The following is a 13,030-nucleotide window of genomic DNA, read 5'->3' on the forward strand; positions in this document are numbered from 1 at the left end:
GGTTCCGCGGCGTCCCAGCCGACCGTCCACCAGGTGCTCACCGGGCGGCGCTCGGTCCGCCGCGGCCGGTCCCGGTCCGGCCGGCCGTCACCGCGTCACCGCCGCCGCCGACCGACGCCCCAGCCGAGCAGCGCACCCGCGCCCAGCAGCCCGGCCAGCTTCGGACGGCTCATCGGCTCCTGCACCACGAGCACGGCCGGGGGGACGTCGTCGGGCCCCGGATCCTGGGTGGACTTCTCGGCCAGGCCGGGGCTGCCGGGCGCGGTGGCGATCCAGGCGGCGACGAACAGCACCAGCATCGCGGTCAGGTTGAAGAAGAACAGCAGGCCGATGATCGGTCCGAAGATCTTCGCGCTGGTCGAGGTGAGCAGCGACGGGAACAGCGCCAGCGCCTGCTTGAGCAGCTCGAAGCCGACGGCCGCGGCGATGGAACCGCGGATCAGCGCCTTGCGCGGGGCGCGCATGTGCCGGGGCGGCAGCGCGGTGTAGACCCACAGGAAGACCAGGACGTCGGCCGCCATCGCCAGCAGGATCGGGACGATCACCAGCACCGGCTTGAGCCAGCCGACGTCGGACAGGTTCAGCCAGTCGAGCACCTGGGAGGTCAGTGCGCCGCCGACCGACGACAACACGATCGACAGCAGCAGGGCGACACCCAGGCCGACGAGCCGCAGGAAGCTGCGCAGCAGGTTGACCGGCAGACTCTCCTGCGCCGTCTCCTGGTCCTCGTCGAAGTCCGGCCGCCACTGGGCCTGGATGGCGTTGCGCACGTTGCCCATCCACGAGATGCCCGAGTACAGCGCGACGACGAGGCCGATGATGCCGACGGTGTAGCGGGCGTCGATCGCCGAGTTCAGCTGGTCGGAGAGCTGGCTGCCCAGGGTGCCCGGGATCTGCTTGGTGATCTGCCCCTTGAGCTCGTCGATCTGCCCGGGCTGTCCGGCCAGCACGAACCCGACCACGGCGAACGCCACCATCAGGATCGGCACCAGCGCCAGGAACGAGAAGTACGTGATGGCGCCGGCGAACTGGGTGCCCAGCCGCTCGGTGAACCGCCCGCCGGCGCGGGTGAGGTGCAGGATGCCCGGACGGGCCGTCAGCGCCTTGATCCTGGCGGCCAGCGCGGACGGCTTCTTCTCCGCCCGTTCCTCGACCGGGTAGTCGTCGGCGCGCAGCCGCTCGGCCGCGGCCCGCGGGGAGGGGTCGATGGCGGTCATGCCGGCCTCCGAGGTGCTCAGGCCGCCCGGACGGACGGCGACACCAGTGTGAGGTGTCCCCCGACCGGCCGCCGGGAGGGCCGGCCCGGCGGGTCAGACCAGGAACCCGACCCGCTCGTAGACCGCCGCCACGGTGGCGTCCGCCGTCGCCCGGGCCCGCTCCCCACCGGCGCGGAGCACGGCGTCGAGCTCGGCCGGGTCGGCGAGGTAGCCGGCCACCGAGGCCTGCAGCGGCGTCACGAACGCGGCGAACGCCTCGGCCAGGTCGCCCTTGAGATCGCCGTAGCCGCGACCCTCGTACCGGCGCTCCAGTTCCGGGATCGACGCGCCGGTGAACACCGACAGCAGGCGCAGCAGGTTGGACACCCCGGGCTTGGCGTCCTCGTCGTAGCGCACCTCGCGCTCGTTGTCGGTGACGGCCGATTTGATCCGCTTGACCGAGGCCTTGACGTCGGCGAGCAGGTCCAGCGAGCCGCCCGGCGACGACTTGCTCATCTTCACGCCGGGGTCGGTCAGGTCGTAGATCTTGGCCGTGGCCTTGAGGATGTAGGGCTCCGGGACGGTCAACGTCGGCCCGTACCGGGCGTTGAACCGCTGCGCCAGGTTGCGGGTCAGTTCCAGGTGCTGCCGCTGGTCCTCGCCCACCGGCACGGCGTCCGCCGCGTACGCCAGGATGTCGGCCGCCTGCAGGATCGGGTAGGTGAACAGGCCGACGCTGGACCGGTCCGCGCCGCCCCGGGCGGACTTGTCCTTGAACTGCGTCATCCGGCCCGCCTCGCCGAAGCCGGTCAGGCACTCGAGGACCCACGCCAGCTGGGTGTGCGCCGGCACCTGGGACTGCACGAACAGCGTGGACACCTGCGGGTCGATGCCCAGCGCGAGCAGCTGCGCGGCCGCGACCCGGATGCGCCGGCGGAGGTCGGCCGGGTCCTGCTCGACGGTGATCGCGTGCAGGTCGACGATCGAGTAGAAGGCCTGGTGCGTCGCCTGCAGGTCGACCCACTGCCGCAGCGCGCCGAGATAGTTCCCGACATGGAACGAGTCGGCGGTGGGCTGGATGCCGGACAGCACCCGGGGCAGTGCCACCCGGTCGGTGTCCGCAGCGCCGCCGCCGGCGGCGGGGGTCGCGGACGTCGGGGGCGCGGCGGGTGGAGCGGTCATGCCCCGATCTTCGCACCCGCCGGAGCGACCCCTGGTCGCACCGGCGGCGGCCCGGCCGGCGGCGGGGCATCGGGGCGGACGCCGGCCGCAACCCCGGCGTGGGCGGGTACCGCGGACCCGGGACGAGGCGCCTGAACTGCAGGCTCCGGCCCGGTTGCCCGCTCGGACGCGGGGTCCCGGCGGGCCGTCCGCCTGTCCCGCCGGCCGGCCCCCTCCTGGAGGTCGGCCGGCTCGGCCCGCTCGGGGCCGTCGGGGCGGGCGACCCCGTCGCCCGCGGTGCCTGCGTCGTCCCGCGGCGCGCCGTCGCCGTCCCCGGGGTGCTCCGTCGCGCCGTCGGCGGGCTGCGGTCCGGTCGGCGGCGACACCAGGATCCGGGACACCCGGCGGCCGTCCAGCTCGACGACGGTCAGCGTCCGCCCCGCGAACTCCACCGTGTCGCCGGTCCGCGGGATGCGGCCGAGACAGGCCATCACGAAGCCGGCCGCCGTGGTGTACGGACCCGGTGGCAGCTCCAGCCCGGTGATCTCGGCGAAGTCGTCGAGGTTGAGGATCCCGTCCACCTCGCCGGCCTTGGCAGGCGCGGCGGTGGCCGTCCCGCCTCCCGGGGCGACCATCTCGCCGACGATCTCCTCGACCAGGTCCTCGAGGGTGACGATGCCGTCGGTGCCGCCGTACTCGTCGACGACGACGGCCAGGTGCTGACCGGCGCCCCGCATCTCGTGCAGGGCGTCGAGCACGCCCTTGGTGCCGGGGACGACGGTCACCGGGCTGGCCAGGTCGCGCACCGTGGCGGTCCGGCCGAGCGCCCGCGGCGGCACGATCAGGTCCCGGATGTGCACGACGCCGAGCACGTCGTCGGCATCCCGGCCGATGACCGGGAAGCGGGAGTGCGGATGCAGCAGGGCTTCCCGGGCGGCCCGGCCGACCGACAGCTGGGCGTGCAGGAACCGCACCTCCGGTCGCGGCACCATCACCTCGCGGACGTGGGTGCCCTCCGCCTCGAAGACGTCGGCGATCATCCGCCGCTCCACCGACGTCAACGACTCGTGCGCCGCCACCAGCGACTGCAGTTCCTCGGAGCTGATCTCCTCCCCGGTGGCGTCCGGATCGCCGCGCAGCACCCGCACCATCAGGTTGGTCGAGCGGCCGAGCAGCCAGACCACCGGGCGGAACAGCCGGGCCAGCAGGGACAGCGGGCCGGAGGCGAACAAGGCGATCGCCTCACGCCGCTGCATGCCGATCCGCTTGGGCGTCAGCTCACCCAGGACCAGCGAGAAGAACGAGATGACCAGGGTCGTGCCGACGAGCGCGACGGTGCCGGCCGCACCGGGCCCGACCCCGATCGAGACAAGCCACACCTCGACGCGCTCGGACACCGTCGCGGCGCCGAAGGCCGAGGACAGCATGGTCGCGACGGTGACGCCGATCTGCACGGCGGCCAGGAACCGGTTCGGGTCGGACACCAGCCGCTCCAGCCGCCGCCCGCGGATGCCGCGGGTGGCCGCCAGCTGCCGCACCTGGCTCTCCCGCAGCGAGATCATCGAGATCTCCGCGGCGTTGAAGCAGCCGCCGATCAGGATGAACAGCGCGACGACCGCCACGTCCACCAGGACGTCCATCAACGCCCCGTCCCGGCCGTGCGGGCCGCGGGCGGCATGCCCCCCGGTCGCGGTGACGCCGCTCCCCCGGAGCGGTGTCCGGCCCGGCCGATGCTCGAGCGACTGGGCGGTGCACCGATGGCCGGTCCTCGGACCGGCCCGGCGGACGGTGGCTCCACCGGGCGATCGTAGCCGCGCACCGGCCCCGCGCCGGCCCGCACCGGCCGACCGGTTCGGACCGGCCGGCGGTACACCGGCTCGGACCGGCCGGCGGTGCACCGCCGCCGCGCCGCTCAGTCCAGCGGGCGCAGCTCGTCGGCGTAGGACACCGACCGCCGCCGCAGCACCCCGCCGCGCAGCGTGTACTGACCCATCCGCCACAGCGGCGGTGAGTACGCGTGGATCGACACGCTGGCCGGGGCCAGGCCGGTCAGCCGGTGGATGTGGTCGGGCCCGAAGCTGAACGCCCGCCCGCCGGGGACCGGGGTCGGCACCCCGGTGCTGCCCGCGCCGACGGCCAGGTTGTGCTCGACGAGCAGACCCCGGGTGACGGCGACCGCGCCGGACGAGATGTCGTGGTCGTGCCAGCCGGTGTCGTTCTCCGGCACCCAGCACAGCACCCACACGTCGACGTGGGCGTCGCGGTGCAGCAGCGCGTAGTGCCGCCGTCCGCCCTCGCCGAAGGCGACGTGCGCCTCCCAGCGCTCCGGATCCGCGGCCACCGCGGCGACCAGCTCCAGCAGCTCGGCCGGGGCGAGGTCGCGGCCGGGGAGCCGGTCCAGCGTCACGGCCGGTTCGGCCACCCGGTGCAGGTCCACGGACGCCGCCGCGGGCACCACCGCGTCGGGGTCCGCAGGCGGCTCGACTCGGGCCCGGTCCCCGGCCGGGTGCAGGGCTTCGGCGGTGCTCATCGTGCTCCGTTCAACAGGCGTGCGGGATTGGTGACGTGGATGGCGTGCCGGGCCGCGGCGCCGAGGCCGGCGTCGACGGGGCGCGCGTACGGGTGGTCGCTGCCGAGCACGAGCTGGTCGATGCCGAGCACGCGGACCAGGGCGTCCTGCGCCTGCCGGCCCAGCGACGAGGTCTCGACCCAGGTCAGCGGGTCGACCCGGAACGGGCCCCCGCCGCGCGCGGTCCACCGCTCGTGGTGCACCGGCGCCAGGCCCGCGCCGGCGACGAAACAGATGCGCAGCCCGGGCAGCAGGGACCGTCCGGCGGTGTGCCACGACCACCACGCCGCCTGCAGCTGCGCGGAGTAGTCGACGACGGCGGCCCACCAGTCCGGGACCGCCGACCCCGCACGGGCCGCGGGTCCCGGGTGCACCAGCACCGGCCGTCCGGCGCGCTGCGCCACCTCCAGGACCGGCGCCACCGCCTCGACGTCCGACGGCGTCGCCAGCCAACCCGCAGGTACCTGCAGGCCGGCAAATCCGCCCGACAGCCGGCCGGCCAGCCCGGCGGTGTCCGGCTCGCGGCGGGTGACCGCGGCCCAGCCTCCGGACGACGGGTCCAGCGCGGCGACCCAGCCGTGCCAGGCGTCGAGCAGCGGCGCCGCCTCCGCGGGCGGCAGGTCCTCGATGCCCAGCGGGCTGGACAGCGCGAACAGCGACCGGCCGGCCACCGGCGCGGCCCCGGCGTCCGGCGCACCCGACCCGGAGTCCGCGCCCGTCGGGACGGCGTCGGCGGTTTCGGCCGCCGCGGCCGGGTCCGGCAGCCGGAACGGCGGCTCGCCGTCGAGCAGCAGGTCCCGACCGGCCACCCGCGGCGCCGTGGACCGGGACCGCAGCGCCTCCACCAAGGTCTCCGGCCAGTGGTGGCGGTGCACGTCGACGGTCCCCGCGGAGGCCGCGCCGGGCGGATCGGGCGGCAAGCCGGACGGGACCGTGGCGAACGGGACGGTGGCGGACGGGACAGTGGCGGACGGGACGGTGGCGGACGGGACGGAAGGAGACACCGGGACCTCGGGGCGTGCGGGAGCGGACCGGTCGCACTCGACCGGCGGGGACCACCGCCGACAGGTCCGGTGGACCGGTCGGGGCGCGGGGCGGCCCTGGGAACAGGGCGGAGCAGGCGGACGGCGGCCGGGACGACCGGGCTCCCGGGAGAGCCCGTCGACCGGCGGGCGGTCAGCGGGACGGGGCCGGCTCCGGACACAGCGCGCTGCAGACCCGCTGCAGGTCGACGTGCGTGCGGTACGTGCAGGTGCGGCGGTCCGCTGCGGTCCCGAAGGCCGGACCCGGATGCACCATGCCGTCCACCTCGGTCGTCACCGGCCCGCTCGGGCCGCGCTCTTGTGGCCACCCGGTCGGGTGCCACCCGGTCGTCACCTGGAGCACCCCACAGCGACGAGGGTTGCCGTCCGGCGAGCCAGGGCTTGCCACCGGATCTCTTGACCTTGGCCCGCACGGTAGGGCCGGCGCACCGGGGCTGTCAACGATCACCGGGGTCCCGCGTCGCCGGCCTCCGGCCCCGTCCCGGCCGGCCCCGGTCGACTACCCTGGGGCCGGTCACACCGCGGTGACGCACCCGGTCAGGAGTCCGATGAGCTTCCGCAGCCCGTACCCCGACGTCGACATCCCCGACGTGTCCCTGTTCGACTACCTCTTCGCCGGACTGGACGAGGACGTCGCCGCCCGGCCCGCGCTGATCGACGGGACCACCGGCGCGGTCACCCGCTACGGTGAGCTGCGGGCCCAGATCCTGGCACTGGCAGGCGGTCTGGCCGCCCAGGGCTTCGTCCGCGGCCAGGTGGCGGCGCTGCTGTGCCCGAACATCCCCGCCTACGTCACCGTGTTCCACGGCATCCTGCGCGCGGGCGGGGTGGTGACGACGATCAACTCGCTGTACACCGTCCGGGAGATCGTGGAGCAGCTGGCCGACTCCCGCGCGGTCTACCTGTTCACGCTGTCGCCGTTCCTGCCGCAGGCCGACGCCGCGGCGCTGGAGGTCGGCCTGCCGGCGGAGAACGTCGTGGTCATCGACGGCGGACCCGAGGTGGCGCCGGACCGGTTGTCGTTGCGCGCCTTGCTGTCCGGCGCGACGCCGCCGCCGACGGTGGACGTCGACGCCGAGCACGACCTGGCCGTGCTGCCCTACTCCTCGGGCACCACCGGCAAGGCCAAGGGTGTCATGCTGACCCACCGGAACCTGGTGGCGAACCTGGCGCAGGGCGCGCCGGTGATCGGCGTCGAGCCCGACGACCGCATCCTGGCCGTGCTGCCGTTCTTCCACATCTACGGCATGAACGTGCTGATGAACGGCGGGCTGCTGCACCGCGCGGCGGTGATCACGATGCCGCGGTTCGACCTGGCCGAGTTCCTGCGGGTGATCAGCGAGCACCGCGCCAGCTACGTCTACATCGCCCCGCCGATCGCGGTGGCGCTCGCCAAGCACCCCATGGTGGACGACCACGACCTGTCCAGCGTGCGGCTGATCTTCTCCGGCGCCGCGCCGCTGGACGCGGAACTGGGCCGGGCCGTCGCCCGGCGACTCGGGTGCCTGGTCCGGCAGGGCTACGGGATGAGCGAGATGAGCCCGGTCAGCCACTGCATCCCGGCGTTCCGCGACGACATCCCGCTCGGCACGGTGGGTCTCACGCTGCCCAACATGGAGTGCCGGCTGGTGGACCCGACCACCGGGCAGGAGATCGACGTGCCGGAGACCGGCACCAGCGCGCCGGGTGAACTCTGGTGCGCCGGGCCGAATGTCATGATCGGCTACCTGGGCGACCACCAGGCCACGATCGACACCCTGGACCTGGACGGGTATCTGCACACCGGTGACGTCGCGACGGTGTCCGCCGAGGGCTACGTCACCATCGTCGACCGGGTCAAGGAACTGATCAAGTACAAGGGCTACCAGGTCCCGCCGGCCGAGCTGGAGGCGTTGCTGCTCACCCACCCCGGGATCGCCGACGCCGCCGTGGTGGGCGTGCGGGACGAGGACGGCGAGGAGGTCCCGAAGGCCTTCGTCGTCCGGCAGGCGGGTGTCACCGACGACGACCTGTCCGCACAGGACGTGCAGGCGTTCGTCGCGAAGCGGGTCGCCCCGCACAAGAAGGTCCGGCGGGTGCAGTTCGTCGACGCCATCCCGAAGTCGTCGTCGGGCAAGATCCTCCGGCGGGAACTGCGGACCACCACCTCCGGCTGACCAGGCGCCGGCTCGACGCGGCCCGCCGGCGCACCCACCCCCGCCGCCCCGGTCCCCACGAGGCCGCGGCCGGCGGTCAGCGACCGCCGGCCGCCACGACCGGTGGTCAGCGACCGTCGGCGCCGGACGCCTTCGCCGGCCGCCGGGCGGCCATGTCCTGGGTCTGGACCCGCAGGTTCTCGGCGATCGTGGAGAGCGCCGCGGTCACGGTGGGCATCGCCGCCGGTTCGATGTCGTCGAACGCCGCCACGAACCACGGGCCGAGGGCGTCGACGGCCGCCCGCCCGTCCTCGGTGAGCTGCAGGACGGTGCGCCGGCGGTCGGTCGGGTGCGGGAGCCGGCGGGCGATGCGGTCGCGCTCGAGCCGGTCCACCAGGGCCGTGATGCTGCTGGTGTTGAACCCCAGGAGGACGCCCAGGTCCCGCTGACCCATGGCGCCGCGGCTGTACAGGTAGCTGACCGCCTGCGCCGCCCCCACGTCGAGCCCCAGGTGCGCCGACGCCACCTGCCGGTACTTTTCGCCGGCCAGGATCAGTTCGCGCAGCGCCGCGGCCGCCGCGGTCACCGTTGCGTCCTCGGCGTCACCCATCGGCACAGATTACTTGACGATCGAGATGTTGCAACGCACATTGCTTGACAGACGAGCGATTGCAGCGCAGGATGGTGCCATCGGTTCGGACCCCAGCCCGGGCTACCGCGCCTGATCCCCGTCGGTCAAACAGTCGGCCACGCGGATCCGAAGGCACCGAACGGTTCTGGCACTCGGAGCTCGACCGCCAGGTTCGCCGGTCCTCCCCCGTGCCGGCGAACCGCTCCGCCCCTCCGGGGACAGCCGGCCGCTCGCCTCCCGAGGACAGCGGCGACAGCCCGCCCGGTCGTCGCCGACGGGCCGGACCCCGGGCGCGGCCGACCCGGAGGCCTGCCGCGCCCTGCGGTCAGGCCAGCCGCTGCTGCAGGTTCTCGTCCAGCGCGGCCAGGAACTGCTCGGTGGTCAGCCACCCCTGCTCCGGCCCCACCAGCGCGGCGAGATCCTTGGTCATCTTGCCGCTCTCGACGGTCTTGATGATCACGTCCTCGAGTGCCTCGGCGAAACCCGTGACCTCCGGAGTGCTGTCGAGCTTGCCACGGTGCTTCAGGCCGCCGGTCCAGGCGTAGATCGAGGCGATCGGGTTGGTCGAGGTCGGCTTGCCGGCCTGGTGCTGGCGGTAGTGGCGGGTCACCGTGCCGTGCGCCGCCTCCGCCTCGACGACGGAGCCGTCCGGGGTGCTCAGCACCGACGTCATCAGCCCCAGCGAACCGAAACCCTGTGCGACGGTGTCGGACTGGACGTCGCCGTCGTAGTTCTTGCACGCCCAGACGTAGCCACCCTCCCACTTGAGCGACGCGGCGACCATGTCGTCGATCAGCCGGTGCTCGTAGGTCAGGCCCGCCGCGTCGAAACGCTCCTTGAACTCGGCGTCGAAGATCTCCTGGAACAGATCCTTGAAGCGGCCGTCGTAGGCCTTGAGGATCGTGTTCTTGGTCGACAGGTACACCGGGTAGTTCCGCGCCAGGCCGTAGTTCAGCGAGGCGCGGGCGAAGTCGCGGATCGAGTCGTCGAGGTTGTACATCGACAGCGAGACGCCGGCCCCGGGCGCCTGGAACACCTCGTGCTCGATCGGCTCGGACCCGTCGGACGGGGTGAAGGTGACCGTCAGCGTCCCCGCTCCCGGGAAGCGGAAGTCGGTGGCGCGGTACTGGTCCCCGTAGGCGTGACGGCCGACGACGATCGGCTTGGTCCAGCCCGGCACCAGCCGGGGGATGTTCGAGATGATGATCGGCTCGCGGAAGATGACGCCGCCCAGGATGTTGCGGATGGTGCCGTTGGGCGAGCGCCACATCTTCTTGAGCCCGAACTCGGCCACCCGGGCCTCGTCCGGGGTGATCGTCGCGCACTTGACGCCGACGCCGTGCCGCTTGATCGCGTTGGCGGCGTCCACCGTCACCTGGTCGTCGGTCGCGTCACGGTTCTCGATGCCCAGGTCGTAGTACTCCAGGTCGACGTCCAGGTAGGGCAGGATCAGCTGGTCCTTGATGAACTGCCAGATGATGCGGGTCATCTCGTCGCCGTCGAGTTCGACGACGGTCCCCGTCACCTTGATCTTCGCCATGTCGCCTCGCTGCCTGTAGGTAGGTGCACTCCGCCACCGGCGCGGAGGCCGGTCTCCGTGTCCAACCGTACATCCGTACTGCTGGCGCACCGCACCCCGGTCGGTCCCCGGAACCTACCGCCGGGTCCTGTCGGGACCGCACCCGTCCCGGTGGTAGTAATGGGCCAGGGGGCACCAACTCGGTGCAAAAGCGACACGGGGGACACGTGAGAGCACAGCCGCCGGCCATCGACCCGGACCGGATGCAGGCCTGGGTGCGGTTCCTGCACGCGCACGCCGCCGTCGTCCGGCGGCTGGCCAACGACCTCGAGGCCGCGAACAAGATCCCGCTCGGGACCTACGACGTGCTGGTCCAGCTGTCCGAGGCGGGCGGGGCGCTGCGCCACCGGGACCTGCTCGGCCGGCTGCTGGTGCTGTCCCAGCCGGGTCTGTCGCGCCGCATCGACCGCCTGGAGGAGGCGGGCCTGGTGGAGCGCCGGCCCGACCCGCGCGACGGGCGCGGCGTCATCGTCCGGCTGTCGCGGTCCGGGCGGGCCGCGCTGCGCTCCGCCGCGGCGGTGCACCTGGCCGGTGTCGAGGACTACTTCGGCGCCGCGCTCACCGACGAGGAGGCAGGGGTGCTGGCCGCCGCCTTCGGCCGCATCCTCGACGGCCTCCAGGACCGCCCGTCCCGGGTCCCGACGGCGCGCCGCCGCTGACGCTGACGCTGACGGTGACGGTGACGGTGACGGTGACGCTGACGCGCTGACTGGAGCCCGCCGGTCAGCCGAGGGCGACCATGGTGCCGAGCACGGCGCCGAGCACAAGCAGGAACAGCACGTCGAACAGCCGCCCGCGGACAGCGAGCAGACCGATCACCCGCACCGGCAGGACCAGCCGCAGGGCTGCGGCCAGCACCGCCGCCGCGGCCAGCGCGGCGGACCCCCGCCGCCAGTGGTCGCTGCCGATCAACACGAGCGCGACCACCACTACCGCGACGACCGCAGCGAAGGGCACGGCCGACCACCGGCCGCCGGCGGTGCGGGAGCCCGCCCGCTCCGCAGAACCGGGACGCACCCGGTCGCCGGCCGGCCGCACCACCGGGTCGCCGGCCGGCTCGCGCACCACCGGGTCGCCGGCCGGCTCCGTGGTCACCGGGGACGCAGGCGCTCGGCCGCGGCCACCACGTTGGACAGCAGCATGGCCCGGGTCATCGGGCCGACGCCGCCGGGGTTGGGCGCCAGGTAGCCGGCGACCCCGCGCACGTCCGGCGCGACGTCCCCGGCGATCCGCCCGTCCACCCGGCTCACCCCGACGTCCAGCACGGCCGCACCCGGCTTGACCATCTCCGCGGTCACCAGCCCGGGGACGCCCGCCGCCGCGACGACGATGTCCGCCTGCCGGACGTGCGCGGCCAGGTCGCGGGTGCCGGTGTGGCACAGCGTCACGGTGGCGTTCTCCGAGCGGCGGGTCAGCAGCAGACCCAGCGGCCGGCCCACGGTCAGCCCGCGACCGATCACGACGGCGTGCGCCCCGGCCATCGGCACCCCGTACCGCCGCAGCAGCTCGAGGACGCCGACCGGAGTGCAGGGCAGCGGCGCCGGCTGCCCGAGCACCAGGCAACCCAGGTTGTACGGGTGCAGGCCGTCGACGTCCTTGGCCGGGTCGACGCGGGACAGGATGGCGAACTCGTCGAGCCCGGTCGGCTGCTGCACGAGGAACCCGGTGCACGCCGGGTCCTGGTTCAGCTCGTCGACGACGGCCTCCACCTCGGCCTGGGTCGTGCCGGCCGGCAGTTCCCGCTGGATCGAGGCCACACCGATCTCGGCGCAGTCGCGGTGCTTGGCGGCGACGTACCAGCGGCTGCCCGGGTCGTCGCCCACCAGCACGGTACCCAGACCGGGGACGACACCGACCGCCCGCAGCGCCTCGACCCGCCCGCGGAGCTCGTCCTTGATCGCGGCGAGCGTGGCCTTGCCGTCCAGGATGGTCGCCGTCACGGCTGCCGATCCTGCCACGGCCGCCGCGCCCCGAGGGCTTGCCCTGCCGGCCCGGCCAGGAGCGGGACGGCTGTCGGTGGTCGGGTGCAGGCTCGGCGCGGATCCCGGCACCGGGGTCACCGGCCGCGTGGGGTCGCCGGTTCTGACGGAAAGGAGCACGAGGTGGCGGAACGCACCGTCGAGTGGGTCGACGAGCTGCTGGAGCAGTTGTCGTTCGAGTGGGACCACCAGCTGCGGCCGCGGTGGTCCGGCCTGACCGACGACGAGTACCTGTGGGAGCCGGTGCCGGGCATGTGGAGCGTGCGGCCCCGCGGGCAGGCGGTCACCCCTCGCGCCGCCGGCGGCGGCGACTGGGTCGCGGACTTCGACCGGGAACCGGATCCGGCGCCGGTGACCACGATCGCCTGGCGCGTCGGTCACCTGCTCGTCGGCATCTACGGCGACCGCCTGGCCCGGCACTTCGGCGGTCCGCCGGTCGACTACGGCAGCTACGACTACCCGTCGACAGCGGCGGACGCTCTCGCGCGACTGGACGACCAGCAGGCCGCGTGGGTCGCCGGGATCCGCTCGCTGTCCGTCGCGGACCTGGCCAGGCCCTGCGGCGAGCCGGGTTTCGAGCAGGACACGCTGGCCGCCCTGCTGCTGCACATCAACCGGGAGATCATCCACCACGGCGCCGAGATCTCACTGCTCCGCGACCTCTACCGCTGGTGGCCGTCCCGGGGCAGTGGTGAGCAGGGTTGACCCGCGGGGGTGCGGGTACCGACGGCCCCTGC

The 13,030-nt window shown here is 73.9% G+C and carries 12 protein-coding genes and 1 riboswitch; of the genes, 3 read left to right on the forward strand and 9 right to left on the reverse strand.

All coding sequences use genetic code 11. The features are described from left to right. Positions 1-95 precede the first annotated feature (95 nt). The 5 genes from yhjD to IEY37_RS11435 form a co-directional block, all read right to left on the reverse strand. Positions 96-1,217 (reverse strand): inner membrane protein YhjD, encoded by a 1,122-nt coding sequence (gene yhjD / locus IEY37_RS11415; RefSeq protein ID WP_188941690.1) that lies wholly within the window; start codon positions 1,215-1,217, stop codon positions 96-98. A gap of 93 nt (positions 1,218-1,310) precedes the next feature. Beyond that, a complete protein-coding gene (trpS, locus tag IEY37_RS11420) occupies positions 1,311-2,378 on the reverse strand; it encodes a tryptophan--tRNA ligase (RefSeq protein ID WP_188941691.1) in 1,068 nt (355 codons plus the stop codon). Further along, on the reverse strand, positions 2,375-3,997 hold the full coding sequence (locus IEY37_RS11425; RefSeq protein ID WP_229674309.1) for a hemolysin family protein: 1,623 nt from the start codon (positions 3,995-3,997) through the stop codon (positions 2,375-2,377). The genes trpS and IEY37_RS11425 overlap by 4 nt, the downstream gene beginning before the upstream one ends. A gap of 272 nt (positions 3,998-4,269) precedes the next feature. Further along, positions 4,270-4,887 (reverse strand): cysteine dioxygenase, encoded by a 618-nt coding sequence (locus IEY37_RS11430; RefSeq protein ID WP_188941692.1) that lies wholly within the window; start codon positions 4,885-4,887, stop codon positions 4,270-4,272. Then, entirely contained in the window at positions 4,884-5,930 is a 1,047-nt protein-coding gene (locus tag IEY37_RS11435) for an amidohydrolase family protein (RefSeq protein ID WP_229674310.1), read from the reverse strand. The genes IEY37_RS11430 and IEY37_RS11435 overlap by 4 nt, the downstream gene beginning before the upstream one ends. 328 nt (positions 5,931-6,258) lie before the next feature. Continuing rightward, positions 6,259-6,371: riboswitch (SAM riboswitch) on the reverse strand. A 146-nt stretch (positions 6,372-6,517) separates the two neighbouring features. Here IEY37_RS11435 and IEY37_RS11440 point away from each other — a divergent pair. Continuing rightward, entirely contained in the window at positions 6,518-8,125 is a 1,608-nt protein-coding gene (locus IEY37_RS11440; RefSeq protein WP_188941693.1) for an AMP-binding protein, read from the forward strand. Positions 8,126-8,231: 106 nt separating this feature from the next. On the opposite strand, the gene IEY37_RS11445 is transcribed toward IEY37_RS11440, so the two are convergent. Together IEY37_RS11445 and IEY37_RS11450 are read right to left on the reverse strand one after the other, a co-directional pair. After that, a complete protein-coding gene (locus tag IEY37_RS11445; protein ID WP_188941694.1) occupies positions 8,232-8,714 on the reverse strand; it encodes a MarR family winged helix-turn-helix transcriptional regulator in 483 nt (160 codons plus the stop codon). Between the two features lie 346 nt (positions 8,715-9,060). Further along, positions 9,061-10,275 (reverse strand): NADP-dependent isocitrate dehydrogenase, encoded by a 1,215-nt coding sequence (locus tag IEY37_RS11450; protein WP_188941695.1) that lies wholly within the window; start codon positions 10,273-10,275, stop codon positions 9,061-9,063. Between the two features lie 206 nt (positions 10,276-10,481). On the opposite strand from IEY37_RS11450, the gene IEY37_RS11455 reads away from it, so the two are divergent. Beyond that, positions 10,482-10,973 carry a MarR family winged helix-turn-helix transcriptional regulator gene (locus IEY37_RS11455; RefSeq protein WP_188941696.1) on the forward strand — a complete coding sequence of 164 codons (492 nt, stop codon included), beginning with the start codon at positions 10,482-10,484 and terminating at the stop codon, positions 10,971-10,973. Between the two features lie 64 nt (positions 10,974-11,037). Here IEY37_RS11455 and IEY37_RS11460 read toward each other — a convergent pair whose 3' ends face one another. Both IEY37_RS11460 and IEY37_RS11465 read right to left on the reverse strand, forming a co-directional pair. Next, positions 11,038-11,409 carry a DUF3017 domain-containing protein gene (locus IEY37_RS11460; protein WP_229674311.1) on the reverse strand — a complete coding sequence of 124 codons (372 nt, stop codon included), beginning with the start codon at positions 11,407-11,409 and terminating at the stop codon, positions 11,038-11,040. Further along, the gene (locus tag IEY37_RS11465) at positions 11,406-12,254 is read right to left on the reverse strand and encodes a bifunctional methylenetetrahydrofolate dehydrogenase/methenyltetrahydrofolate cyclohydrolase (RefSeq protein ID WP_188941697.1); all 849 of its coding nucleotides are present in this window, start codon (positions 12,252-12,254) and stop codon (positions 11,406-11,408) included. Before IEY37_RS11465 ends, IEY37_RS11460 begins: the two co-directional genes overlap by 4 nt. 162 nt (positions 12,255-12,416) lie before the next feature. On the opposite strand from IEY37_RS11465, the gene IEY37_RS11470 reads away from it, so the two are divergent. Then, positions 12,417-12,998, forward strand: coding sequence for a DinB family protein (locus IEY37_RS11470; RefSeq protein ID WP_188941698.1), 582 nt, complete (start codon positions 12,417-12,419; stop codon positions 12,996-12,998). Positions 12,999-13,030 lie beyond the last annotated feature (32 nt).

The organism is Nakamurella endophytica, assembly GCF_014646215.1.
Taxonomy (GTDB): domain Bacteria; phylum Actinomycetota; class Actinomycetes; order Mycobacteriales; family Nakamurellaceae; genus Nakamurella; species Nakamurella endophytica.